The 25,525-nt window shown below is 61.0% G+C and carries 25 protein-coding genes and 4 pseudogenes; all 29 read right to left on the reverse strand.

All coding sequences use genetic code 11. The features are described 5' to 3' along the window. Positions 1 to 455: 455 nt before the first annotated feature. Positions 456 to 854: a DUF2802 domain-containing protein gene (locus tag D3M70_RS12460; RefSeq protein WP_120126066.1), complete on the reverse strand. Its 399-nt coding sequence runs from the start codon at positions 852 to 854 to the stop codon at positions 456 to 458. Next, positions 855 to 1,334, reverse strand: coding sequence for a chemotaxis protein CheW (locus tag D3M70_RS12465; protein WP_120126067.1), 480 nt, complete (start codon positions 1,332 to 1,334; stop codon positions 855 to 857). A gap of 85 nt (positions 1,335 to 1,419) precedes the next feature. Next, a complete protein-coding gene (locus D3M70_RS12470) occupies positions 1,420 to 2,379 on the reverse strand; it encodes a CheW domain-containing protein (RefSeq protein WP_120126068.1) in 960 nt (319 codons plus the stop codon). Between the two features lie 114 nt (positions 2,380 to 2,493). Further along, positions 2,494 to 3,282 carry a ParA family protein gene (locus D3M70_RS12475; protein ID WP_120126069.1) on the reverse strand — a complete coding sequence of 263 codons (789 nt, stop codon included), beginning with the start codon at positions 3,280 to 3,282 and terminating at the stop codon, positions 2,494 to 2,496. 46 nt (positions 3,283 to 3,328) lie between these two features. Further along, entirely contained in the window at positions 3,329 to 4,210 is an 882-nt protein-coding gene (gene motD / locus D3M70_RS12480) for a flagellar motor protein MotD (protein ID WP_120126070.1), read from the reverse strand. Positions 4,211 to 4,217: 7 nt separating this feature from the next. After that, positions 4,218 to 4,958 carry a flagellar motor protein gene (locus D3M70_RS12485; protein ID WP_120126071.1) on the reverse strand — a complete coding sequence of 247 codons (741 nt, stop codon included), beginning with the start codon at positions 4,956 to 4,958 and terminating at the stop codon, positions 4,218 to 4,220. Next, positions 4,958 to 6,115, reverse strand: coding sequence for a chemotaxis response regulator protein-glutamate methylesterase (locus tag D3M70_RS12490; protein WP_120126072.1), 1,158 nt, complete (start codon positions 6,113 to 6,115; stop codon positions 4,958 to 4,960). Before D3M70_RS12490 ends, D3M70_RS12485 begins: the two co-directional genes overlap by 1 nt. 190 nt (positions 6,116 to 6,305) lie before the next feature. After that, entirely contained in the window at positions 6,306 to 8,564 is a 2,259-nt protein-coding gene (locus tag D3M70_RS12495; protein ID WP_120126073.1) for a chemotaxis protein CheA, read from the reverse strand. 131 nt (positions 8,565 to 8,695) lie between these two features. Beyond that, positions 8,696 to 9,484 (reverse strand): protein phosphatase CheZ, encoded by a 789-nt coding sequence (locus tag D3M70_RS12500; protein ID WP_120126074.1) that lies wholly within the window; start codon positions 9,482 to 9,484, stop codon positions 8,696 to 8,698. 19 nt (positions 9,485 to 9,503) lie between these two features. Further along, complete coding sequence (locus tag D3M70_RS12505) at positions 9,504 to 9,878, reverse strand: chemotaxis response regulator CheY (protein WP_175500148.1); 375 nt, start codon at positions 9,876 to 9,878, stop codon at positions 9,504 to 9,506. 267 nt (positions 9,879 to 10,145) lie between these two features. After that, on the reverse strand, positions 10,146 to 10,886 hold the full coding sequence (gene fliA, locus D3M70_RS12510) for an RNA polymerase sigma factor FliA (protein ID WP_081568863.1): 741 nt from the start codon (positions 10,884 to 10,886) through the stop codon (positions 10,146 to 10,148). Further along, entirely contained in the window at positions 10,883 to 11,716 is an 834-nt protein-coding gene (gene fleN, locus D3M70_RS12515) for a flagellar synthesis regulator FleN (RefSeq protein WP_062385964.1), read from the reverse strand. The genes fliA and fleN overlap by 4 nt, the downstream gene beginning before the upstream one ends. Positions 11,717 to 11,835: 119 nt before the next feature. Beyond that, positions 11,836 to 13,191: a flagellar biosynthesis protein FlhF gene (gene flhF, locus D3M70_RS12520; protein ID WP_120126075.1), complete on the reverse strand. Its 1,356-nt coding sequence runs from the start codon at positions 13,189 to 13,191 to the stop codon at positions 11,836 to 11,838. An 11-nt stretch (positions 13,192 to 13,202) separates the two neighbouring features. Next, positions 13,203 to 14,014 (reverse strand): FHIPEP family type III secretion protein (locus D3M70_RS33105; RefSeq protein WP_256659828.1); only part of this gene is annotated, 812 nt, incomplete at its 5' end. A 1-nt stretch (position 14,015) separates the two neighbouring features. Then, positions 14,016 to 15,296 (reverse strand): annotated as a pseudogene (locus D3M70_RS33110) (flagellar biosynthesis protein FlhA); the annotation flags it as partial. 284 nt (positions 15,297 to 15,580) lie between these two features. Beyond that, positions 15,581 to 16,720 carry a flagellar biosynthesis protein FlhB gene (gene flhB, locus D3M70_RS12530; RefSeq protein WP_120126077.1) on the reverse strand — a complete coding sequence of 380 codons (1,140 nt, stop codon included), beginning with the start codon at positions 16,718 to 16,720 and terminating at the stop codon, positions 15,581 to 15,583. A gap of 1 nt (position 16,721) precedes the next feature. Continuing rightward, positions 16,722 to 16,990 (reverse strand): annotated as a pseudogene (locus D3M70_RS33115) (flagellar biosynthetic protein FliR); the annotation flags it as partial. A gap of 1 nt (position 16,991) precedes the next feature. Further along, positions 16,992 to 17,469: pseudogene (locus D3M70_RS33120) on the reverse strand (flagellar biosynthetic protein FliR); the annotation flags it as partial. 7 nt (positions 17,470 to 17,476) lie between these two features. Then, positions 17,477 to 17,746 (reverse strand): flagellar biosynthesis protein FliQ, encoded by a 270-nt coding sequence (gene fliQ, locus D3M70_RS12540; RefSeq protein ID WP_062385992.1) that lies wholly within the window; start codon positions 17,744 to 17,746, stop codon positions 17,477 to 17,479. A gap of 25 nt (positions 17,747 to 17,771) precedes the next feature. Further along, positions 17,772 to 18,515, reverse strand: coding sequence for a flagellar type III secretion system pore protein FliP (gene fliP / locus D3M70_RS12545; protein WP_120126078.1), 744 nt, complete (start codon positions 18,513 to 18,515; stop codon positions 17,772 to 17,774). Between the two features lie 86 nt (positions 18,516 to 18,601). Beyond that, positions 18,602 to 19,027, reverse strand: a pseudogene (gene fliO, locus D3M70_RS12550) (flagellar biosynthetic protein FliO); the annotation flags it as partial. A 72-nt stretch (positions 19,028 to 19,099) separates the two neighbouring features. Beyond that, positions 19,100 to 19,564 (reverse strand): flagellar motor switch protein FliN, encoded by a 465-nt coding sequence (gene fliN, locus D3M70_RS12555; protein WP_120126079.1) that lies wholly within the window; start codon positions 19,562 to 19,564, stop codon positions 19,100 to 19,102. Between the two features lie 95 nt (positions 19,565 to 19,659). Continuing rightward, entirely contained in the window at positions 19,660 to 20,628 is a 969-nt protein-coding gene (gene fliM / locus D3M70_RS12560; protein WP_120126080.1) for a flagellar motor switch protein FliM, read from the reverse strand. A gap of 9 nt (positions 20,629 to 20,637) precedes the next feature. Then, positions 20,638 to 21,141 carry a flagellar basal body-associated protein FliL gene (fliL, locus tag D3M70_RS12565; protein ID WP_120126081.1) on the reverse strand — a complete coding sequence of 168 codons (504 nt, stop codon included), beginning with the start codon at positions 21,139 to 21,141 and terminating at the stop codon, positions 20,638 to 20,640. A gap of 214 nt (positions 21,142 to 21,355) precedes the next feature. Beyond that, entirely contained in the window at positions 21,356 to 22,768 is a 1,413-nt protein-coding gene (locus D3M70_RS12570; RefSeq protein ID WP_120126082.1) for a flagellar hook-length control protein FliK, read from the reverse strand. Between the two features lie 80 nt (positions 22,769 to 22,848). Further along, positions 22,849 to 23,241: an Hpt domain-containing protein gene (locus D3M70_RS12575; protein ID WP_120126083.1), complete on the reverse strand. Its 393-nt coding sequence runs from the start codon at positions 23,239 to 23,241 to the stop codon at positions 22,849 to 22,851. 30 nt (positions 23,242 to 23,271) lie between these two features. After that, the gene (locus tag D3M70_RS12580; protein ID WP_120126084.1) at positions 23,272 to 24,984 is read right to left on the reverse strand and encodes a fused response regulator/phosphatase; all 1,713 of its coding nucleotides are present in this window, start codon (positions 24,982 to 24,984) and stop codon (positions 23,272 to 23,274) included. Next, on the reverse strand, positions 24,984 to 25,286 hold the full coding sequence (locus tag D3M70_RS12585) for an STAS domain-containing protein (RefSeq protein WP_120126085.1): 303 nt from the start codon (positions 25,284 to 25,286) through the stop codon (positions 24,984 to 24,986). The genes D3M70_RS12580 and D3M70_RS12585 overlap by 1 nt, the downstream gene beginning before the upstream one ends. A 26-nt stretch (positions 25,287 to 25,312) precedes the next feature. After that, on the reverse strand, positions 25,313 to 25,525 hold a 213-nt coding region (locus tag D3M70_RS32310), incomplete at its 5' end, for a hypothetical protein (RefSeq protein WP_218568415.1).

Below are 25,525 nucleotides of genomic sequence, written 5' to 3' on the forward strand. Positions count from 1 at the left end.
TGGCAGGGTTTGCTACCGCTGCGCGGCAGATCGTCAGCAAGCTGGCCTCCCACGGCCTCCGGCCAGAAGCATAGGGGGCCGGAATGCCACGGTCTTCGGCCAGAAGCATGGGCGAGCCGGAATGCCACGGTCTTCGGCCAGAAGCATGGGCAAGCTGGAATGCCAGGGCCGCGACCGGCAAGCCGGGCTGCTACGGCCTTCGGCCAGAGTCGAAGACAGGCATCACGCCGCTAACTCGCTTCTGCCCGCAGGGCGTGGGAGCTCTCGGAGGTTACGACGGCAGCGATGGGCCGCGAAGCGGTCCTGAGGCCCTTTGGCGCGGTGGGTCAGGTCAACCGCATTGGCAGGGTTTGCTACCGCTGCGCGGCAGATCGTCAGCAAGCTGGCCTCCCACGGCCTTCGGCCAGAAGCATGGTCGAGCCGGACTGCTACGGAAGTGGAGGCCAACCGGACGATCAGTTGCTGTTGCCGTGCAACTTGGTCATCAACTGCGCCTCAGCCTGGGTCAACCCACAGGACTGAGTCAGCTCGTCGATGCTGGCGCCCATACCGACCAGGCGCGCGGCCTGGGCGAAGGACAGTGTGGAAGGGTCGCGCTGCTCCAGCGCGGTGATCTTGTCTGGCAGTGGTGCGACGATGGAACGCAATTCGTGCAGGTCCTCTCCCATCTTCACCGTACCGCCCTGGTAATTTTCCAGGCGCCGGGCCAGATCGCGAATGCGCTGGTCACGCAGCGAGTCGGCTTCGACCTGCTGCATGGCCAGTGTGCGTTGGCGTTTGGTGTGGGCCATGAACATCGCGACGCTCGCCACCCACAGTACCGCCAGAAAAATGACCGCAACCTCGAAAATCAATCAGATGTTCTCCAGCTCGGACCACTCTTCCTCGGACATCATTTTGTCCAGTTCCACGAGGATCAGCAGCTCGCCGTTCTTGTTGCAGACGCCCTGGATGAATTTCGCGGATTCGTCGTTGCCGACGTTCGGCGCGGTTTCGACTTCAGACTGACGCAGGTAAACCACTTCAGCCACGCTGTCGACCAGGATTCCGACCACTTGCTTATCGGCCTCGATGATCACGATACGCGTGTTGTCGCTGACTTCAACCGGTGGCAGACCAAAGCGCTGGCGAGTGTCGATCACGGTGACCACGTTGCCGCGCAGGTTGATGATGCCCAGCACGTAACTTGGCGCACCCGGAACCGGTGCGATCTCGGTGTAACGCAGCACTTCCTGAACCTGCATCACGTTGATGCCGTACGGTGCGTTGTCCAGGCGGAAGGTGACCCACTGCAGAATCGGATCTTCGGAACCCTGTGCTGACGACTTCTTCATACCCCTAACCCCTTGCGTGTTGTGCTGTGCGACCGACGCTTCGGCGTCGGCTTGTGTTTATGTGCTGATGTTTGGTTACTGATGTCTATCTAAGCCCGTGCATCTGTTTGACGGCGCCGCTGGCGATCAGCTCGGCCAGTTCGGAAACGTCCAGCAGCGCGCACATGTGTTCGATCACGGTCCCGGCCAGCCACGGACGTTGACCGCGATGGGTACGCCATTTGATTTCGTTGGGGTCCAGGCGCAGCGAGCGGCTGACCTGATGCACCGCCAGCCCCCACTCATAACCCTGAACCGAAATCACGTACTGCAAGCCCTGGCGAAAATCGTCGCGATAGCGGTCCGGCATGATCCAGCGCGCGGTGTCCAGCACCTTCAGGTTCCCTGCCTGGCTGGGCAGAATCCCGAGAAACCAGTCCGGCTGACCGAACAGCGGCGTCAGGTCATGCCCCGCCAGTGGATAGATCGAACCCAGGCACACCAGCGGCACCGCGAGCGTCAGCCCGGCCACGTCGAACAGCAGGCATTCGAACGGTTCTTCGGCCCATTCCGGACGCTCGCTCGAGGTCGGCGGCGGCGTCGGCGTGCGTTGCGCGGGCATGTGGACGTCGGCGACCGGCTCGACGAGCTCAGCGGCCGGTACTGGCGCAACGGGTTCGACGACAGGTGCAGTGACCGGCGGTGCGATGACCGGTGGCAGGATGACCGGCGCTTCGAACACCTTGGCCACCACAGGCTCGGCAACCGGCCGAACCACAGGCGCGGCGTCCCGAACCTGCGCAGGTCGCAGGACAGGCTCAGGCTTGACCTCAGGCGTGAACGCAAGCGAAACCGGCGCAGGCCGACTTAGCGGAACCGCAGCGGCAACCGCTTCGGCGACCGCCGAGCGCATGCGTGCATCATGGGCCTGCTCTTCGAGCACGGCGGCTTGAAATTCGTCGACGCGCTCGACTTCCAGCTCTTCGGTGGCGTCTTGCAACAACGCGTCGAGGTAGTTCTGCAGCGCCAGTTGTGGTCGTGATGCGATGTCCAGAGGGCGGTTCATACAGGGGCCCGAAAATAAGTGATGCGATTACCGCCTGATCCAGATATCGGCTGCACAGCGGGCCGACTTGAGCGCGCAGGCGCATGGCTCATGAATAAACGATCAATGGACACCTCAGGCCACCTGTCCCACAAGTTGCTCAGTGAGCATGTGCTTGAGCAGCGCACGGTACGCCAGCACCCCGCGGCTCTTGTTGTCGAACTGCGAGGGCGTAACCCCCGCCCGGCTGGCATCACGCAAGCGGGTATCGACCGGAATGAAGGCATTCCAGACATGTTCCGGGAAGCTGTCGCGCAGCAGTTTCAAGGTGCTCATCGAGGCCTGAGTGCGGCGGTCGAACAGGGTCGGCACGATGGTGTACGGCAACGGCACCTTGCGCGAGCGGTTGATCATCGCCAACGTGTTGACCATGCGTTCCAGGCCCTTGACCGCCAGGAACTCGGTCTGCACCGGAATCGCCAGTTGCTGACTCGCCGCCAGCGCGTTGACCATCAACACGCCCAGCAACGGCGGGCTGTCGATGATCGCGTAGTCGAAGTCCTGCCACAGCTGTGCCAGGCTCTTGGCAATCACCAGCCCCAAACCACTCTGGCCTGGCGTCTGACGCTCGAGGGTCGCCAGTGCGGTGCTCGAAGGCAGCAGGGAGATGCGTTTGTCGCTGGTGGGGAGCAGCAATTGGCCGGGCAATCCGTCAGGCACGGCGCCTTTGTGCAGGAACAGGTCGAAGCAGCTGTGTTCCAGCGCATCGGGGTTGTGCCCAAAGTAACTGGTCATCGACCCGTGTGGATCCAGGTCGACCACGACCACGCGCTTGCCCGCCTCGGCCAGTAATCCGGCTAAAGCGATTGAGGTGGTGGTCTTGCCGACCCCGCCTTTCTGATTGGCTACTGCCCAGACTCTCATGTGCTCGTTTTCCCCCCAGCCACATCAACCATGACCGAGACCTGTATCAAGGGGCAGATGACGAAGATTTGACGCCTTGCGGCGGCTTAGCTGGGACAGGTGCAGTTTGTGTGCCAGCACGGCGCAGTGCCGCATCGGGTTTTGCGTTGGCCGCGGTGCCTGAGCCGGTCAGACTGCGACGCACGTCCAGATTTCGGGAAATCACCAGCACCACGCGGCGGTTGCGGGCGCGGCCATCGGCGGTGGCGTTGGAGGTCAGCGGCTGGAACTCGCCGTAGCCCACGGACGCCAGGCGTGCCGGATTGATTCCGTCCATGGCCAGCATTCGCACGATGCTCGAAGAGCGTGCCGAGGACAGTTCCCAGTTGCTCGGGAACTGTGCCGTGTTGATCGGCTGGTCATCGGTGAAGCCTTCGACGTGGATCGGGTTGTCGAAGGGCTTGACGATTTTTGCCACCTTGTCGATCAGGTCGAACGCCAGGTTGCTCGGCATCGCGTCGCCACTTCCAAACAACAGATTGGAATTGAGTTCGATCTCGATCCACAGCTCGTTGCCGCGCACCGTCATCTGCTTCGAAGCGATCAGATCGCCGAACGCGGCGTTGACGTCGTCGGCAATCGATTTGAGCGGATCCTCGGCGCCCTGCCCCAAGGCGGCGTCGGTCTGGTCGCTGTCCTGAACCAGCGGATCGGCGGGACGCACGGTCTGCGGTTTCTGCTCACCGATGGGAATCGGCTTGACGCTGCGCTCGGCTTCGTTGAAGACCCCGACCAGCGCTTCGGAAAGCACCTTGTACTTGCCTTCGTTGAGCGACGAAATGGAATACATGACCACAAAAAACGCGAACAGCAAGGTGATGAAATCCGCGTAGGACACCAGCCAGCGTTCGTGATTTTCGTGCTCTTCGTGGCGACGTCGACGGGCCATCAGTCCATCACTCCATGAAACCTTGCAGCTTCAGTTCGATCGAGCGCGGGTTCTCGCCCTCGGCAATCGACAGCAGGCCTTCGAGGAGCATTTCGCGGTAGCGCGACTGGCGAATGGCGACCGCCTTGAGCTTGTTCGCCACCGGCAACAGGATCAGGTTGGCCGAAGCCACGCCGTAGATGGTGGCGACAAAAGCCACCGCGATACCGCTGCCTAACTGGTTCGGGTCAGCGAGGTTGCCCATGACATGGATCAGGCCCATGACCGCACCGATGATGCCTACGGTCGGCGCGTAGCCGCCCATGCTTTCGAAGACTTTGGCGGCCTGAATGTCGCGGCTTTCCTGGGTCATGAAGTCCACTTCCAGGATGCTGCGAATGGCTTCCGGCTCGGCGCCGTCCACCAGCAGTTGCAGGCCTTTGCGCGAGTACGCATCGGGCTCGCTGTCGGCAACCGATTCCAGGCCCAGCAGGCCTTCCTTGCGCGCCGTCAGGCTCCAGGAAACCACGCGGTCGATGCCGCCCGCCAGGTCGATGCGCGGCGGAAACAGTATCCAGATGAAGATCTGGATCGCACGCTTGAACGCGCTCATCGGCGTCTGCAACAGACAGGCCGCCAGTGTGCCGCCGAGCACGATGAGCGCCGCCGGGCCATTGAGCAACGCGCCCAGATGGCCGCCTTCGAGAAAGTTGCCGCCGATAATGGCGACGAACGCGAGAATGATCCCTATAAGCGTCAGAACATCCATTACAGACACGCCTCGACCAGATGACGCCCGATATCGTCCAGGCTGTAAACGGCGTCAGCCAGATCGGCTTTGACGATGGCCATGGGCATGCCGTAGATCACGCAACTGGCTTCGTCCTGCGCCCAGATCTGACTGCCGCCCTGCTTGAGCAGGCGCGCGCCTTCGCGACCGTCGGCGCCCATGCCGGTAAGCACCACGGCCAGCACTTTGTCGCCATAGGACTTGGCCGCCGAACCGAAGGTGATATCGACGCAGGGCTTGTAGTTCAGGCGCTCATCGCCCGGCAGGATTTTCACCGCGCCACGACCGTCGACCATCATCTGCTTGCCGCCAGGGGCCAGCAGCGCCAGACCCGGACGCAAGATGTCGCCGTCTTCGGCTTCCTTGACGCTGATGCGGCACAGCTTGTCCAGACGTTCGGCGAAGGCCTTGGTGAAGGCCGCCGGCATGTGCTGAATCAACACGATGGGCGCCGGAAAGTTGGCAGGCAACTGGGTCAGCACGCGCTGCAACGCGACCGGGCCACCTGTGGAGGTGCCGATAGCGACCAGCTTGTAGGCCTTGCGCTTGGGCGCGGGCGACGTCGGTGCGTGATGAGCAGGCGCATGCGCGGCGGGACTCGGCCGAACAGGCGCAGGCGCCGGACGCGCCGACGCAGTGGCTGGCGCAGCGCTGCGCAGCGAACTGGTCGCAGAAGCAGACGCGGGAGTTGGAGCAGGCGCCGGTGCTGGCGTGCTGCCAAAACCGCCGAAACGGCGGTTGCTACGGGAAATGCTGTGCACCTTCTCGCACAGCATCTGCTTGACCTTGTCGGGGTTGCGCGAGATGTCTTCGAAGTTCTTCGGCAGGAAATCCACCGCCCCTGCATCCAGCGCGTCGAGGGTCACCCGGGCGCCTTCATGGGTCAGTGAAGAGAACATCAGAACCGGCGTCGGACAGCGCTGCATGATGTGACGGACTGCGGTAATGCCATCCATCATCGGCATTTCGTAGTCCATGGTGATCACGTCGGGCTTGAGCGCCAGCGCCTGCTCGATCGCTTCCTTGCCATTGGAGGCGGTACCGACCACTTGAATCGTTGTGTCAGAGGAAAGAATTTCCGAGACGCGCCGGCGGAAAAAACCGGAATCGTCTACCACCAGAACCTTGACTGCCATAAACACTCCATTAGGCAAAACGGGCCATGCCCGCCGCCCATTTCATCAACTTGACACAACGAGTGCCAAAACACGGTCACGCTCTGTAGCAGCACGGCTTGCCGGCGGTGACGTCAGCAAGATCGCTACCGCCAGCAAGCCGTGCTGCTACAGATAGCGTGGCGCCGTGGCAGCGAGCGCACTCGCTGAATCAAATACGCCGTGCGGCGTAACGCTTGAGCATGCTCGGTACGTCGAGAATCAGCGCGATGCGGCCGTCACCGGTGATGGTGGCGCCGGACATGCCTGGCGTGCCTTGCAACATCTTGCCCAGCGGTTTGATGACCACTTCTTCCTGCCCCACCAGCTGATCGACGACGAAGCCGATGCGCTGAGTGCCGACCGAGAGGATCACCACGTGACCCTCGCGTTGTTCTTCATGCGCGGCCGAGCTGACGAGCCAGCGCTTGAGGTAAAACAGCGGCAAGGCTTTGTCGCGCACGATGACCACTTCCTGACCGTCGACGACGTTGGTGGTCGACAGGTCCAGGTGGAAGATCTCGTTGACGTTGACCAGCGGGAAGGCGAACGCCTGGTTGCCCAACATCACCATCAGTGTCGGCATGATCGCCAGGGTCAACGGCACCTTGATGACGATCTTCGAACCCTGGCCCTTGGTCGAGTAGATGTTGATCGAGCCGTTGAGCTGGGAGATCTTGGTTTTCACCACGTCCATGCCCACGCCACGGCCTGACACGTCGGAAATCTCGGTCTTGGTCGAGAAGCCCGGCGCGAAGATCAGGTTGTAGCAATCGGTGTCGCTCAAGCGATCCGCCGCATCCTTGTCCATGACCCCACGCTTGACCGCGATTGCGCGCAGCACTGCCGGGTCCATGCCTTTGCCGTCATCGGAAATCGACAGCAGGATGTGGTCGCCTTCCTGTTCCGCCGAGAGCACCACGCGACCGCCACGGGCCTTGCCCGATGCTTCGCGCTCTTCCGGCGACTCGATGCCGTGGTCCACCGCGTTGCGCACCAAGTGCACCAACGGGTCGGCCAGCGCCTCGACCAGATTCTTGTCCAGGTCGGTTTCCTCACCCACCAGTTCAAGGTTGATTTCTTTCTTGAGCTGACGCGCCAGATCGCGAACCAGTCGCGGGAAGCGACCGAAGACTTTCTTGATCGGCTGCATGCGGGTTTTCATCACCGCGGTCTGCAGGTCGGCTGTCACCACGTCCAGATTGGACACGGCCTTGGACATGGCCTCGTCGGCGCTGTTGGCGCCCAGGCGCACCAGGCGGTTACGCACCAGCACCAGCTCGCCGACCATGTTCATGATTTCGTCCAGGCGTGCGGTGTCGACGCGCACGGTGGTTTCCGCTTCGGTTTTTTCGGCGACCGGAGCCGGGGCGCGGGCCGGTGCAGCGGCGGGTGCGGCTTTCGCAGGGGCAGCGGCCGGTGCAGCCGCTTTGGCTGGCTCGGCTTTCGGCGCTTCGACTTTGGCCGGCTCGGCTTTTTTGGCCGGCGCGGTTGCGGTCGCGGCGTTGGCCGCTACGGCGGGCTCGAACTTGCCCTTGCCGTGCAACTGGTCGAGCAGGTCTTCGAATTCGTTGTCGGTGATTTCATCCGAAGCGGCGGCTTTCGTTTCAGCCGCGGCCGGAGCAGGGGCCACCGGAGCAGCCGCGCCAGCATCGGGCGAAAAACCGCCCTTGCCGTGCAACTGGTCGAGCAACGCTTCGAACTCGTCGTCGGTGATCTCGTCGCTGGCCGGTTGTGCGGCAGGCTCAGCGGCGGCAGCCGGGACCACTGCATCGACCGCGAACTGGCCTTTGCCATGCAGTTGATCGAGCAGCGATTCAAATTCGGCGTCAGTGATTTCGTCGCTGGCCGCTTCGTTGGCCGGCGCAGGTGTCGAGGCCGCAGCAGCCGGCGCGGAAACGGCAGCACCCGCCGCCTCGGCCTTGACCGCATTCAGCGAGTCGAGCAGCTGTTCGAACTCTTGATCGGTGATGTCTTCGGACGGTGCTTCGACAACGGCTTCCACGACGGGAGCCGGCGCCGCCGCCACTTCGTCAGCCGACGCAGGCTCGGCCAGACGTGACAGCGCGTCGAGCAGCTCAGGCGTGGCCGGGGTGACGTCCGAACGCTCACGGACCTGACCGAACATGCTGTTGACGGTGTCCAGAGCCTCGAGCACAACGTCCATGAGTTCCGAGTCGACGCGGCGCTCACCCTTGCGCAGGATGTCGAACACGTTTTCGGCGATGTGACAGCATTCAACCAGCTCGTTGAGCTGGAGGAAGCCGGCGCCCCCTTTTACAGTGTGAAAACCGCGAAAAATTGCATTGAGCAGGTCCGCATCATCCGGTCGGCTTTCCAGCTCGACCAACTGCTCGGACAGTTGCTCCAGAATCTCGCCGGCCTCTACCAGAAAATCCTGAAGGATTTCTTCATCGGCGCCGAAGCTCATTGGGGGTGCTCCTAAAATTAACCGTCAAACCGATCCAGGGGCCGCATCGAGGGTCTGCGCGCATTGCCTTCGTCGAAGCATTCGCGCGCCAGACCTAGCGCCACTTTCACATAGAACCTGGAATCTAGAAGTTAGAAACCGAGGCTGGATAGCAGATCGTCTACATCATCCTGACCGGATACGACGTCTTCACGTTTATCGGCATGAATCTGCGGACCTTCACCCTTGGAATGAAGTTTTTCCTGTTCTTTTTGCTTACGGAACACTTCCTGATCGTGTTCGATCCCGGCAAAGCGATCGACCTGACTCGCCATCAGCACCAGTTTGAGCAGGTTGCTCTCGACCTCGGTCACCAACTGAGTCACGCGCTTGATCACCTGACCGGTCAGGTCCTGGTAATCCTGAGCCAGCAGAATGTCGTTCAAGTGGCTGGCGACCTCGTGGGTCTCCTTCTCGCTGCGCGTCAGAAAACCATCGACGCGGCGGGCCAGGTCACGAAACTCTTCAGCCCCGATCTCGCGACGCATGAAGCGGCCCCAATCGGCACTCAACGCCTTCGCATCGGCACTCAGGCCATTCATCAACGGCGTGCTCTGCTCCACCAGGTCCATGGTGCGGTTGGCCGCACCTTCCGTGAGCCTGACAACGTACGACAGACGCTCGGTGGCATCAGTGATCTGGGACACTTCTTCGGCTTGCGGCATGTGCGGGTCAATCTGAAAATTGACGATTGCGCTGTGCAGCTCACGCGTCAGTTTGCCGACTTCCTGATACAGGCCGCGATCCCGGGTCTGATTAAGCTCATGGATAAGTTGCACGGCATCGCCGAACCTGCCTTTTTCGAGGCTGGTGACGAGCTCTTGTGCGTGTTTCTTCAGGGTCGACTCGAAGTCACCCATTGTCGAATCTTTAGGATCCATAGCGCCCTCGCAGCGAACCTCAGCTATTGACGCGCTCGAATATCTTCTCGATCTTTTCTTTGAGCACTTGCGCGGTGAATGGCTTCACCACGTAGCCATTCACGCCGGCCTGAGCGGCTTCGATGATCTGCTCGCGCTTGGCCTCGGCAGTCACCATCAATACCGGCAGATGACGCAGACGCTCGTCGGCGCGCACCTGACGCAGCAGGTCGATGCCGGACATGCCAGGCATGTTCCAGTCAGTGACCAGGAAGTCAAAGGCCCCGCTCTGCAGCATCGGCAACGCGGTGGTACCGTCATCTGCTTCGGCCGTGTTGGTGAACCCAAGGTCACGCAACAGGTTTTTTATGATCCGCCGCATCGTTGAGAAGTCATCAACGATGAGGATTTTCATGTTCTTGTCCAATTCGACCTCCAAGCAGTCTTTAACGCGCCCAGCACCTGGACGCGCGTTCAATCAATACCGACACAACCTAATGATCGGCTCTGCGAAAACGAAAAAGGGGGAAATTCAAAACAGGCGACAACTGACGAGCGCAGCGGAACCGGACTTTCAAAGACCTGATCCGACCGGCTCCTGCCTTGTCTTCCACTTCCACCTGAATCTTGCACAGCCGGTCTTACAAGCAACACGCAGACACCACGGTCCGCGTGTGATGAGTCAACGCGCGCGCCACTCTCCCAACCGACCCCGCAACCGTGCCGCGCACTGGCTATGCAGTTGGCTGACACGCGATTCGCTGACTCCCAGGACCTCACCGATTTCCTTGAGGTTCAGCTCTTCGTCGTAGTACAGCGCCAGCACCAGGCGTTCACGCTCGGGCAGGTTGGCAATGGCATCGGCCAATGCGCTTTGGAAGCGCTCGTCTTCCAGATCTCGGGACGGTTCGAGCGACTGGCTCGCGCCGTCCTCGTGCAGTCCTTCATGCTCGCCGTCCTGTAACAGGTCGTCGAAGCTGAACAGGCGACTGCCCAGGGTGTCGTTCAAGATCCCGTAGTAATCGTCGAGACTCAATTGAAGTTCGGCAGCAACTTCGTGATCTTTAGCGTCACGGCCGGTTTTTGCTTCAATTGCACGAATCGCGTCGCTGACCATGCGCGTGTTGCGGTGAACCGAACGTGGCGCCCAGTCCCCCTTGCGCACTTCATCGAGCATCGCGCCGCGAATACGAATACCCGCGTAGGTCTCGAAACTGGCGCCCTTGGTGGAGTCGTACTTGGTCGAGACTTCGAGCAGGCCGATCATCCCGGCCTGAATCAGATCCTCGACCTGCACACTGGCCGGCAGACGCGCGAGCAGGTGGTAAGCGATGCGCTTGACCAGAGGGGCATAGCGCTCGATCAGCTCATACTGAGAATCTTTGGATGATTTGCTGTACATGCGATACCCGCTTGCTGTCATGACACTGGCCCTGCGCTGGTCTGATGAACCAGACGTTCAACGAAAAATTCAAGGTGACCACGCGGGTTCGCCGGGAGTGGCCAGGTATCGACCTTCTGCGCGATGGCCTTGAACGCCAGCGCACATTTGGAACGGGGAAACGCCTCGTACACCGCGCGCTGCTTCTGCACAGCCTTGCGCACACACTCGTCGTACGGCACCGCGCCGACGTATTGCAGCGCGACATCGAGAAAACGGTCAGTGACCTTGGTCAACTTGGCGAACAGGTTGCGCCCTTCCTGCGGGCTCTGGGCCATGTTGGCCAGCACGCGGAAGCGGTTCATGCCGTAGTCGCGGTTGAGCAGCTTGATCAGCGCGTAAGCGTCAGTGATCGAGGTCGGCTCGTCGCACACCACCAGCAGGACCTCCTGAGCGGCGCGAACGAAACTGACCACCGATTCGCCGATCCCGGCAGCGGTGTCGATCACCAGCACGTCCAGGTTGTCGCCGATGTCACTAAATGCCTGAATCAAGCCGGCGTGTTGCGCAGGCGTCAGGTGCACCATGCTCTGAGTGCCGGAAGCCGCAGGCACGATGCGCACACCGCCCGGGCCCTGCAAGAGCACATCACGCAGTTCGCAACGCCCTTCGATGACGTCGGCAAGGGTGCGTTTCGGGGTCAACCCCAACAATACGTCGACGTTGGCCAGACCCAGATCGGCGTCCAGCAACATGACGCGACGTCCCAGCTCGGCCAGGGCCAGTGAGAGATTCACCGACACGTTGGTCTTGCCTACGCCACCTTTGCCACCGGTCACCGCGATAACCTGAACGGGATGCATGCTGCCCATGTTAATTTTTTACCTTGTCTTGCTTAGACCTAAGCCACATTTCGGGCTGCACGTTCACTGAGTGAACAATGCCTGGCAGACCATCGATGCAGGTATTTTCCAATGTCATTTTCCTTAACCTAGCCCGCGCGCTTGCCGGGGCTGTGATAAAGATCCGCAAACATATCCGCCATCGCTTCCTCGCTAGGCTCCTCCTGCATCTGCACGCTGACAGCCCTGCTGACCAACTGGTGCCGACGTGGCAGATGCAGATCATCCGGTATCCGTGGGCCATCAGTCAGATAGGCCACCGGTAACTCGTGTGTCACCGCAAGGCTCAGCACTTCGCCAAGGCTTGCGGTTTCGTCCAGCTTGGTCAGGATGCACCCGGCCAGGCCGCAACGCTTGTAACTGTGATACGCCGCTGTCAGCACCTGCTTCTGGCTGGTCGTTGCCAGTACCAGATAATTGCGGGCCTTGATGCCGCGACCCGCCAGGCTCTCCAGTTGCAGACGCAATGCCGGATCGCTGGCTTGCAGGCCTGCGGTGTCGATCAACACGACACGCTTGCGCAACAGCGGTTCCAGGGCTTGCGCCAGAGACTGTCCCGGATCGACGTGGGTCACCGGCACATTGAGAATACGTCCCAGCGTCTTGAGCTGTTCCTGCGCTCCGATACGGAAGCTGTCCATGCTGACCAGCGCGATATTTTGCGCGCCGTATTTCAACACATATCGCGCCGCGAGTTTCGCCAGAGTGGTGGTCTTGCCCATACCGGCAGGACCGACCATGGCGATCACACCGCCCTCTTCCAGAGGCTCTACGTCAGGCGTCACGATCATGCGCGCCAGGTGCGCCAGCAACATCCGCCAAGTGTGCGCCTGATCGTCGGCGTCCGGAACCATCGCCAGCAGATCGCGGGACAGCGGGCCGGACAGGCCGATGCGTTGCAGACGGCGCCACAGGTTGGCCTGTTGCGGGCGAGTGCCTTGCAGTTGATTCCAGGCCAGCGAACCGAGCTGGACTTCCAGCAGTTCACGCAGGCCGTTCAATTCGGAACGCATCGAGTCGTAAGCGCGCTGGCTCACGGCAGGCTCGGCAGCGGCACGTTCGGCGCGCTCGGCTCGGTCTGCCGCGATGGCCGCATGGATCGACGGGCGGAACGGTTCGTCCAGCGTCGGCTCGATCTGCTTGCTGTCATCCATCGCGATGCCGGTAAACAACTGGCGGTTGGCGACAGTGTCCTGCTCGCTGCGATGAGTCAGCTCGGCCTGAGCGGTGACGATGCGCGACTGTGTCTTGCGCAGCTCGTCTTCGAGCTCGATGTTCGGCACACGCGGGGCCAGCGCGGACAATTTGTAGTCCAGCGCTGCGGTCAGTTCCACGCCGCCGGCGATCCGCCGGTTGCCGATGATGGCGGCTTCAGCGCCCAGCTCATCACGAACCAGTTTCATGGCTTGTCGCATATCGGCGGCGAAAAAACGCTTAACTTGCATGACTCACTACCTCAGCCGTTCGGCCCGACAGTCGCTACGATGGTGACTTGCTTATTGTCAGGAATTTCCTGGTAAGCCAAAACATGCATATTCGGTACTGCCAGACGCCCGAAGCGGGACAACATGGCGCGAACCGGACCTGCGACCAACAAAATAACCGGCTGTCCCTGCATCTCCTGACGCTGCGCCGCTTCGATCAACGAGCGCTGAAGTTTCTCAGCCATGCTCGGTTCGAGCAGAACGCCTTCTTCCTGACCCTGTCCAGCCTTCTGCAGACTATTGAGCAATATCTGTTCCAACCTTGGCTCGAGGGTGATAACAGGCAGCTCAGGCTCAATGCCGACAATGCTTTGCACGATTGCGCGGGACAATCCGACCCGTACTGCCGCCACCAACGCGGCGGTATCTTGACTCCGTGCAGCGTTGTTGGCGATGGCCTCGGCAATGCTGCGGATATCGCGTACCGGGACCTGCTCGGCCAGCAGCGCCTGCAACACCTTGAGCAGCGCCGACAGCGACAGCACGCCGGGCACCAGTTCTTCGGCAAGCTTTGGCGAGCTTTTGGCCAACAAGGTCATCAATTGCTGGACTTCCTCATGACCAATCAACTCATGAGAGTGTTTGTAGAGGATCTGGTTCAGGTGCGTTGCCACTACGGTGCTGGCATCGACCACGGTGTAGCCCAGCGACTGCGCCTGAGCGCGCTGGCTGATTTCGATCCAGACCGCTTCCAGGCCGAACGCCGGGTCTTTGGCATTGATGCCGTTAAGGCTGCCAAATACCTGACCTGGGTTGATCGCCAGTTCGCGATCCGGGTAGATCTNGTAGGCACTCGGCGCCAGATCGAGGTTGTCGCGGATGTGAACGGTCGGCATGAGGAAGCCCAGCTCTTGCGAGAGCTTCTTGCGCACGCCCTTGATCCGCGCCAGCAACTGACCACCCTGGTTGCGATCCACCAGCGGAATCAGGCGGTAACCCACTTCCAGGCCGATCATGTCGATGGGGGTCACGTCATCCCAGCCCAGCTCCTTGGATTCCTGGGCGCGGCTCGGCGCCGGCAGCAACTCCTGTTGACGCTTGACCTCTTGAATCGCGGCCAGCTTGACCATGTTCTGTTTCTTCCACAGCAGGTAGGCGCCACCCGCCGCCACCAGCCCCAGGCTGATGAACGAGAAGTGAGGCATGCCCGGCACCAGACCCATGACGATCATGATGCCCGCCGAGACAGCCAGTGCCTTGTGCGAGGTGAACATCTGGCGACCGACCAGCTTGCCCATTTCTTCGGAGCCCGAGGCACGGGTCACCATGATCGCGGCGGCGGTGGACAGCAACAGCGATGGCAATTGCGCCACCAAACCGTCACCGATGGTCAACAGGGCGTACACCTTGCCGGCGTCGGCGAAGGTCATGTTGTGCTGGATGATACCCACCAGCATGCCGCCGATGAGGTTGATGAACAGGATCAACAGGCCGGCGATGGCGTCACCGCGCACGAACTTGCTGGCACCGTCCATGGAGCCGTAGAACTCGGCTTCCTGGGCGACTTCCAGACGACGGCGCTTGGCTTCGGGCTGATCGATCAGACCGGCGTTGAGGTCGGCGTCGATGGCCATCTGTTTGCCGGGCATCGCATCCAGGGTGAAACGCGCGCTCACCTCGGAGATACGACCGGCACCCTTGGTCACCACCACGAAGTTGATGATCATGAGGATCGCGAACACCACGATACCGACCACGTAGTTACCGCCGATCACCACTTCACCGAAGGCCTGAATCACCTTACCGGCGGCGGCGTGGCCGTCCTGACCGTGAAGCATGACCACGCGGGTGGACGCAACGTTGAGCGCAAGCCGCAGCAAGGTGGCGATCAGGAGGATGGTCGGAAACACCGAGAAGTCCAGCGGGCGCAGTGCGTACACGCAGACCAGCAGAACGACGATGGACAGGGCGATGTTGAACGTGAAGAACACGTCCAGCAGGAAGGGTGGCATCGGCAACATCATCATTGCCAGCATGACCAGCAACAGCAACGGAACGCCCAATTGGCCACGGCCCAGACCGACCAGTCCAATGCGAGCGTTAGAGATTAACTGAGAGCGATCCACCGATTTCGTACCTGCGCGTTAAATCAAACTTTTGACGCCAAAGGCGCTGTAGCACAGGTATTGCAAAAACCTGTCCAACTTTTGGATCAGGTAAAAAACTATCAGAGTGCCAGTATGGAATTTGTGGAGGGGTTGGCAGTTTATTGGGGAGTGCACGGATTGATCGTTCCCACGCTCCGCGTGGGAATGCCTCCCGGCCGCTCTGCGTCCAGAATGACGCGGAGCGTCATGCGCTGCGTTACCACGCGGAGCGTGGGGACGATCAACAGAGGCGGTGAAAGGCCCTACGAATCCCGCCTCAAATCAGGCGGGATCGGCAGATCATCGCGCAATGGATCAGGCCGCTTGCCACGCCCCTGACGGAACTGGCGGATCTGATACACATACGCCAGCACCTGCGCCACCGCCAGGTACAACCCCGCCGGAATCTCCTGCTCAAGCTCGGTGCTGTAGTAGATCGAACGCGCCAGTGCCGGCGACTCCAAGAGCAGGATCTGATGCTGCGCCGCGATCTCGCGGATCTTCAGCGCCATGAAATCACTGCCCTTGGCCAGCAACACAGGCGCGCCGCCCTTGTCCTGGTCGTACTTGAGCGCCACGGCATAGTGAGTCGGGTTGGTAATGACCACATCAGCGTCAGGAATCGCCGCCATCATCCGTCGTTGCGACATCTCACGCTGCAACTGACGAATGCGCTGTTTGACCTCCGGCCGTCCCTCGCTGTCCTTATGCTCGTCGCGCACTTCCTGCTTGGTCATCAGCAGCTTCTTGTGCGCTTCCCACAACTGCACCGGTACGTCTACCGCCGCAATGATCACCAGGCCGAAGGCCATCCACAACGTGCTCCAGCCCACCAGTTGCAGGCTATGAATCACTGCCATTTCCAGCGGTTCATGGGCGATGGAGACCAGATCGCCCTTGTCTTTGGAGAGCACCACCAGCGCTACCGCCAGCACGATGAGAAACTTGGCCAGCGACTTGAGCAGCTCCACCACCGCCTTGACCGAAAACATCCGCTTGATGCCCGCTGCGGGATTCATCCGGCTGAACTTGGGTGCCAGTGATCCAGCAGCAAACAGCCAGCCGCCCAGCGAGATCGGACCGACCAGCGCCGCGATGGTCAAGGCCACGAGAATGGGCTGCACCGACAGCAGCGCCGCCTTGCCCGATGCCATCAGCATCAGGCTCATGCTGCGCTCATCCATCAGTGCTTCGCGGGAGATGGTGAAGTTGTCGCGCATCAACTGCATCATCATTTCCGCCATGGAGCCGCCGAACGCCAGCAAACCGGCGGCGCCGACGATCATGATGATGACGGTATTGAGCTCCTTGGAGCGGGCGATCTCGCCCTTCTCCCTGGCCTCACGTTTTCGTTTGTCCGTGGGGTCTTCTGTCTTGTCCTGACCGCTCTCGCTTTCAGCCATGTCAGCGCGCCTTGACCATGTCTTTGAGCAACTGCAAGGCGTCGACCGCCAGCGGTTGATACTGATTGAGAATATCGCCCAACGAGACCCACAGAATCCCCATGCCCAGCACCAGGGTCAACGGGAAGCCGATGGAAAAGATGTTCAACTGCGGTGCCGCCCGGGTCATCACGCCCATGGCGATGTTGACCACCAGCAACGCCGCAATCGCCGGCAACACCAGCACCAGCGCCGCACCGAGCACCCAGCCCACGCCCAGCACCAGCTCCCNTGGTGAAGCTTTCGATCAACACCTCGAAGACCACCAGATGGCCGTTCATGGCCAGAAACAAGAGCGTCACCAGCATGGTGAAGAACTGGCCGATCACCGCCACCGACACGCCGTTGACCGGGTCGACCATGGACGCGAAGCCCATGCCCATCTGCACCGCGATAATCTGCCCGGCGATCACGAAGGCCTGGAAAAACAACTGCAGGGACAAGCCCAGCGCCGCGCCGATGATGATCTGCTCGGCAATCAACAACAGCGCGCTGAGGTCCAGGGCGTGAACTTCCGGCATCGGCGGCAGGCTGGGCGCGACCACCACCGTAATCGCCAGAGAAAGGTAGAGGCGTACCCGATTGGGCACCAGCGTCGTGCCGAAGATCGGCATGGTCATCAGCACCGCGGCGATACGAAACAGCGGCAGCATGAACGACGCCACCCACGTGCTGATCTGCGTGTCAGTCAGCGCCAGCACAGGTTCCATTCGAGAATCAGCCGATGACTTGAGGAATGCTGGTGTACAGCGAAATGATGTATTCCATGAAGGTGCGCACCAGCCATGGGCCGACCACGATCAGGGTCACAAGCATGACCAGCAGGCGCGGCAGGAAGCTCAGGGTCTGTTCGTTGATCTGCGTCGCGGCCTGGAACATCGACACGATGAGGCCCACGATCAGACTCGGCACCACCAGGATCGCTACCATGGTCGTGGTCAACCACAAGGCCTCGCGAAACAGGTCTACAGCGACTTCCGGGGTCATGCTGCGCACTCCTCGTCAAACAGGTTCATACGCCACCGAAACTGCCGGCCAGCGTGCCGATGATCAACGCCCAGCCATCCACCAGCACGAACAGCATGATCTTGAACGGCAGGGAAATGATCAGGGGCGACAGCATCATCATACCCATGGCCATCAGCACGCTGGCGACCACCAGGTCGATGATCAGAAACGGGATGAAAATCATGAAGCCGATCTGGAACGCGGTTTTCAGCTCCGAGGTCACGAATGCCGGGACGAGGATGGTCAGCGGCGCGGCATCCGGGGTCGGGATGTCGGTACGTTTGGACAGGCGCATGAACAGCTCCAGATCGCTGGAACGTGTCTGCGCCAGCATGAAGTCCTTGATCGGCACTTCAGCCTTGGCCACCGCGTCCTGCGCACTGAGCTTTTCCGCAAGATACGGTTGCAGGGCGTCGTTGTTCACGCGGTCGAAGACCGGCGCCATGATGAACAGCGTCAGGAACAGCGCCATGCCGGTGAGGATCTGGTTCGACGGCGTCTGCTGCAGGCCCAGGGCCTGACGCAGGATCGAGAACACGATGATGATCCGCGTGAAACTGGTCATCAGCATCACGAACGCCGGAATGAAGCTCAGCGCGGTCATGATCAGCAGGATCTGCAGACTGACCGAATACTCCTGTTGACCATTGGCGCCCGTGCCCAGCGTGATCGCCGGGATCGACAACGGGTCGGCGGCGAACGCCAGCGGCGCTGCCAGCAGCAACAGCAGCGTCAAAACAATGCGCATCAGTTCTTATCCTTCTGACCCGGATTCCCCGGACCGTCTTTATCCGCACGCGCTTTGTCGGCTCGCGGCGCTGCGATGCCCTTGTTGCCCAGCACTTCCATCAGGCGTTTGGCGAACTCGGGCGTGGCGCTCTGGGTTTCAGGCACCTCAACCGGCTCGTTCATCACATGCAACGCCGTGATGCTGCCCGGCGAGACGCCCAGCAGAATCTGTTCGTTGCCGACCTGAACCAGCACCAGCCGATCGCGCGGGCCCAACGCCCGAGAACCGACCAGTTCGATCACCTGATTGCCCGCAGGCCCGGCGCGCTGCACGCGACGCATCAACCAGGCCAGTACGAATATCAGGCCCACCACCAGCAACAGCCCCAGCACCAGTTGGAGCAACTGCCCGCCGATGCCGGCACTCAAGCTGCTCGACACCGCAGGCACCGTCACCGGTGCGGTGGCCGGAGCAGCGGTGGTCGCAGCAGGTGCCACCGATGCAGCAGGGATCGCCGGATCGGCCGCCATCACGGCCCAGGACAGCGCCAGCACTGGCAACGCCCAAAGCTCCTTCAGCCTGTTCACTGAAAAGCCGTTCACTTAGCGCAGCTTCTTGATACGTTCGCTCGGGCTGATCACGTCCGTCAGGCGAATGCCGAACTTCTCGTTCACCACCACCACTTCACCGTGGGCGATCAGTGTGCCGTTGACCAGTACGTCCAATGGCTCGCCGGCCAGGCGATCAAGCTCGATCACCGAACCCTGGTTCAGTTGCAGCAGGTTGCGGATGTTGATGTCGGTGCTGCCAACTTCCATGGAAATCGACACCGGGATGTCGAGAATCACGTCCAGGTTCGGACCATCCAGGGTCACGGGCGCGTTATTCTTCGGCATGCTGCCGAATTCTTCCATCGCCAGGCGATTGGTGGAGGAATGGCCGGCGTCGGCGGCCAGCAGCGCGTCGATATCGTCCTGACCACCCTCGCCCGCTTCACCCAGGGCCGCAGCCCACTCGTCGGCCAGTGCCTGGTCGTCTGTGGAGTTCATATCGTTTTCATCAGCCATGGTTGTCCTCGGGGAGCAATATTCGTTGACTCAGCAAATCGTTTAAACACTACGTTCTAAAACTGACGGCGTTCTTTATCATCTGTCGACAGCCGTCAGCGGCGTTCCACCGGCTCGACCACTTGCAGGGCCAGGTTGCCCTTGTGCGAACCCAGCTTGACCTTGAACGTCGGCACACCGTTGGCGCGCATCACCAGATGCTCCGGCAGCTCCACCGGAATCACATCGCCGGGCTGCATGTGCAGCACATCGCGCAGCTTCAACTGACGACGGGCGACGGTGGCGCTCATCGGCACCGACACGTCGAGTACGTCCTGTTTCAACGCGTTGACCCAGCGTTCGTCCTGATCGTCCAGGTCCGACTGGAAACCGGCGTCGAGCATCTCGCGCACCGGCTCGATCATCGAGTACGGCATGGTCACGTGCAGATCGCCACCACCGCCGTCCAGTTCGATGTGAAAGGTGGACACCACGATGGCTTCGCTCGGGCCGACGATGTTGGCCATGGCCGGGTTCACTTCCGAGTTGATGTACTCGAAGTTGACTTCCATGATCGCCTGCCAGGCTTCCTTCAGGTCGATGAACGCCTGATCCAGCACGATACGCACCACGCGCAGTTCGGTCGGCGTGAATTCACGGCCTTCGATCTTGGCGTGACGGCCATCGCCGCCGAAGAAGTTGTCCACCAGCTTGAACACCAGCTTGGCATCGAGAATGAACAGCGCCGTGCCTCGCAGCGGTTTGATCTTGACCAGGTTCAGACTGGTCGGCACGTACAGCGAGTGCACGTATTCGCCGAACTTCATGACCTGCACGCCGCCTACCGCCACGTCGGCAGAGCGTCGCAGCAGGTTGAACATGCTGATGCGGGTGTAACGGGCGAAACGCTCGTTGATCATTTCCAGGGTCGGCATGCGTCCACGGACGATGCGGTCCTGACTGGTCAGGTCATAACTTTTGACACTGCCGGGTTCGATAACGCTTTCGGTCTGTACCAGACCATCGTCGACGCCATGCAGCAACGCGTCGATTTCATCCTGGGACAGCAGGTCTTGCACGGCCATGTCGTGGTCCTACTGCAATACGTAGTTAGTGAAAAGTACCTGTTCGATGACGCTTTTGTTCAGCTCCTTCTGGCCGACTTCCTGCACCACCGCAGCGGCTTTCTGGCGCAGCATCTCCATGCCGATCGGCGTGGCGATGGTGTCGAACGGCTGACCGGAGAACATCATCACAAGGTTGTTGCGAATGACCGGCATGTGAACCTTCAGCGCTTCCATATCGGCGTGATCGCGTGCCAGCAGGGTAATGCTGACCTGCATGTAACGCTGGCGACCGTTGACGTTGTAGTTAACGACAAAGGGAGGCGTGAGAGGTTCGAAAATCGCTTCCTTCTTGACGTTCGCAGCTTCTGCGGCCGCCGCCGGGTCAGGCTTGCTCTCGGCCTTGTGCATGATGAACCAGGTCGCGCCGACCGACAGACCGATCGCCAGCAACAAGCCCACCACAATCATGATGATGACCTTCAGCTTGCCTTTTTTTGCGGGGTCTTTAACTGCGTCGTCGCTCTTCGCCATGCCAATAATCCGTCACTATCCAAGGGGTTCTGTGTTGCGTGACAGAGTGAGAGCAAGGGTTGTGCCAGAGTTGCAATGGGCAATATCGATAACGACGGGGGATAGGGATTTAATGCGATGAAACCCCTGTAGCAGCACGGCGTGCAGGCGGTGGCGATCATATTGACGCTATCGCCGGCAAGCCGGACTGCTACAGGCCACGAGGTGTTGCGCCTCAGGCGTAATAATCGACCGCGCTGGAACCCACCACCGTCAACGGCGCGCTCGCTGCTGCGGTTGCCGCATCGACCGGTGCGCCGTCGGCGATCAGGTCGCTGCCGCCGCTCGAGCGGCCCGTGCCGTTGCCACGCTGGGCATCGCCGCCCGACTGCTGCTGGGCCTGCTGCTGCATGTTGCGCGACTGGTCGGATACGTTGACATCCACCTGCCCCATGCCCTGCTGGACGAAGGAGTCACGCAGACGGGACATCTGGCTTTCCAGCGCTTCACGCACGCCGACATGGGCGCTCATGAAGGTGACTTGGGTCTGTTGGTCTGCCGCCATATTGACGCGGATGTCCAGACGTCCCAGCTCAGCCGGTTCCAGATGGATGTCGGCCTGCTTGAGATTCTGACTCGACAGGTACATGACGCGGTTGACCACGCCCTCGGTCCAGCCGCTCTGATTCATCGCCAACGGCTGATTGAGCAACGGCGCGGGAGTGGCGGCGCTGGTTTTCGCCTGAGCCGCCTGAGACAGAGCCGCCAGACGCTCGGCAAAGTTGTCCACACGGGTATCGCTGCTGGCGCCCTTGACGTCTTTCAATCCGTCGGCGAGCAGACCACTGAATGCCTTGTCACCCCCGCCCTCGGTCGTGCTCTCGTCCACGGGCTGATCCCCCAGCGCTGCCAGATTACCGGCCAACTGTTGCGTCAGGTCGGCATCGGGATCCTGCTTGCCAGAGGTTTTGCCCGCATCGACGCCGTGGCCGGTGGCCTGGGCGTTTTGCTGGGCCTTGGCCTCCAGCGCGACCTGCACGGCCGTCAGCCCCTCCAGCGGATCGGCGGAAGGGTCGAATTTCTCGTCGGTGGCATCCGTTGGCGCCTGGACCACCGGCGGCGGGATGACCTGAGCGTTAGCGGCCAGCAACGCGGCAGGGTCAACTACAGCCTGCGATTCCACGACCGGGGGCGCAGGATCCTGAACCGCTGGCATCACGGCCAGCGTCGGGTCCACCGCCGGGTCAGTGACCGCAGTGTCCGCCAGGGTCGGGTCAGCAGTAACATCGCCGGTGTCAGTGCTATCGGCGTCCTTATCGTCCTTGTCGTCTCCGCTGCCGTCAGACTTGCCATTGACCGTTTTGGCAGGCAACCCGTTGCCGCTATCGGCAACGGTCTTGTCGGATGCGGCAGACGGATGGCTGGCGCTGTCCTTCTTGTCCACTGCCGGACTCTTGGCGCTGGCAGGCTTGGCCGGGCTGTCGTCGACGCTGGAAGACTTCGGCGTGGACTGCTTGGCGAACACGCTGGAAAAGCTGGAAGTGTTGGCCTTGACGGGGTCAGGCGCCTTTGCCGAGGTGCTGGCACTGGCTTTCTGGGCTTTGGCAGCCGTCAGAGCCGCAAGTAAAGGATTGTTGGCAAGGGCCATGGTGATCTCCGCAAAAGCACGATTGCACGGAGAACTAGCAAATGGCGGGCCAGTTATGGGGTGACGTATTTTTTATCGGCTTAATGCCGGATGAGGGAGGACTGCAGTTCGACATCGAACATATCGCGGACAACGCGAAATTCGGTCTCGATCGCAACAACCATCTGGCTCACCTGCTGATCATCGGGCGCAACCGCCGCGCGGGCCGACTCTTCGAGCTGACGGCATAATTCGGCAAGCCGAGTGGCGCCCATGTTGCTGCTGCTGCCTTTGAAGCTATGGGCCATTTCGCCCACTAGCTGCCGTTGCTTCGGCGCGTTGAATGAGAAGCCGCAAGCCCGGGTGACGCCGTTCAAATCCCTGACCCGCTGCTCAGAGTCCTCGATGAACACTTTCAGCAGCGCCGGGAATTCCCCTTCCATGACATCGCGCAGCGTTTCGAGAACGCTCAAATCCACGTGATTATCCACCACTTGTTCGCTCCTTGACCAAGAATCGCGGGATTATGCCAGACCCTCCCACGCGAACTCCACACGGGCCGTCCGACCATCGGAGGACCATTGGCACTGATGGCTCAACTGCCTGACCAGGCTCAGACCCCGACCGGACAACTGATCCACCGCAGGCGGCAACGCCAGCACCTGCTCGGCATTGAACCCGCCGCCGCTGTCCTGCACATCTACGATCAGACGCCCACCCTGCCCCTGGGGGATTATCTGAAAATTAAAGCGGATGAATCCGTCTTCCAGACTGTCCAGCCGCTCGCCACGTTGCTGGTAGTAAAGCGCAAAACCGTCGGCATCGCGCTTGAGGGCAGAATCCAGCCCCAGCACGCCATGTTCCAGCGCGTTGCTGTACAACTCGGACAGCACGATATACAGCTCGCTGCTCTGTAGTCGCAGCCCGTGAACCTCCTGCAGCAGTTGCAGCAGATAGGGCAAGGGATTGAAACGCCTGAGGGTCGAGGCGCGAAATTCAAAGCTGGCGGCCCAGTCCAACGGGCTGGAGTCGCCGCTGTCGGTATAGATCACCGAGGGCGGGCCGAGCGATTCGGGTTCGGTAAAGCCGATCTCGACCATGCTCACGTCATCGCGCGCCTGTCCGCGAAAACGCGCCAGCGCCCATTGCACCTCCTCGATCAACAGTACCGGGTTGCGGTTGGCAACGAAGACGTTCTGCAAGCGCCGTGAGCCGAACATTTCGCCGCTCTCGTCGGTGCTGTCCACTACGCCGTCGGACAGCAGAAAAACCCGGTCACCGGCGCCGAAAGGATACACCTGAGTGTTGTCGTCAAAGCTGCCGGCACTCAGCACACCCAGCGGCAGATGGGCCGACACCAGCGGTGTATGGGGTCTGTCGTCGCTGTGCAGCAAGTAGCCATCCGGCAGACCGCCGTTCCAGATTTCCACCAGTTGCTGCTTGAAGTTCACGCAGATCAGCGCCGCGCAGCAGAACATGTCCACCGGCAAGATGCGCTTGAGCTTGGCGTTCATCTCTCGCAGCGTCTCGGGCAACCCATAGCCTTTGGCGGTCATGCCGTAAAACACCTCGGCCAGCGGCATCGCACCGACCGCAGCCGGCAGGCCATGGCCGGTAAAGTCGCCGAGCAGGACATGCATGTTGCCGGACGGGGCCCACGCGGCGAGCAGCAGGTCGCCATTGAACAGCGCGTAAGGTGATTGCAGGTAGCGGATGTTGGGGGCGCTCAGGCAACCTGAGTGCGCGACCTGATCGAATACGGCTTTGGCCACACGCTGTTCATTGAGCAGGTATTTGTGGTGACGGGCAATCAGGTCGCGCTGTTGCAGGACGGTTTCCTGCAACAGCCGCAGGCGATTCATCGCATTGATCTTGGCCGCCAGCACCACCTGGTTGTAAGGCTTGGCGACGAAGTCGTCGCCGCCGGCGTCCAGGCAGCGGGCCAGCCCCTCGCCCTCGGTCAACGAGGTCAGGAAGATGATCGGCACCAACGCCTCCCCCGCCAACTCCTTGATCCGGCGTGCAGCTTCGAAGCCGTCCATCACCGGCATCATGGCGTCCATCAGGATCAGCTGCGGGCGACTGCGCTCGAACAACGCCACAGCCTCGGCGCCATCGCACGCGCTCAGCACCTCATGCCCCTGGCGACTGATGATCGCCGAAAGCAGCATGCGGTCGCTGGCGTTGTCGTCGGCGATGAGGATCTTCAGGCGCTCAGGCGGCGCAGCTCCCCTCATCAGCCGATTTTGAAGAGTTTGGCGAAGTTGGAGATGGCGAGGATTTTGACGACGTCGGTGCTGCAGTTGACCAATCGCACATCGGCCCGCTCGCCCCCGGCGTGATCGCGCAGCAGCAAGAGCATGCCCAGCGCCGAGCTGTCGAGGTAGTTGGTCTCTTTCAAATCGACCACGTAGCGCTTGGCCTTGGTCTCTTTTTCGTACGCACCACGAAAATCCTGATGCGTCGAGAAGTCGAAGCGTCCCTTGATCTTGATGGTCAGCTGCTGTTCGTCTGGTGAACGATCGGAAGTTACTGACATGGACAAATCCTTTATATGAAACGACGTCAGACGGGTGAAGTTTTAGCACCGCATGTGCGGCGCGGCAAATGGAAGATGTTGGCTAGTAAAGCAAAATCAAAGGCCGCGCGGGGGGAAAGGATCACCGCACCGCTCTTGATGCTGCCGAAGGCGTGGGAGGCCGGCCTGCCGACGATCTGCCGGGAACCGGCAGCAAACCCGGTAGATGGGGTCTGCCTGATCCTGCAGGGTGTTTGAGT

It is taken from the genome of Pseudomonas sp. LS-2, from assembly GCF_003605735.1.
GTDB lineage: Bacteria > Pseudomonadota > Gammaproteobacteria > Pseudomonadales > Pseudomonadaceae > Aquipseudomonas.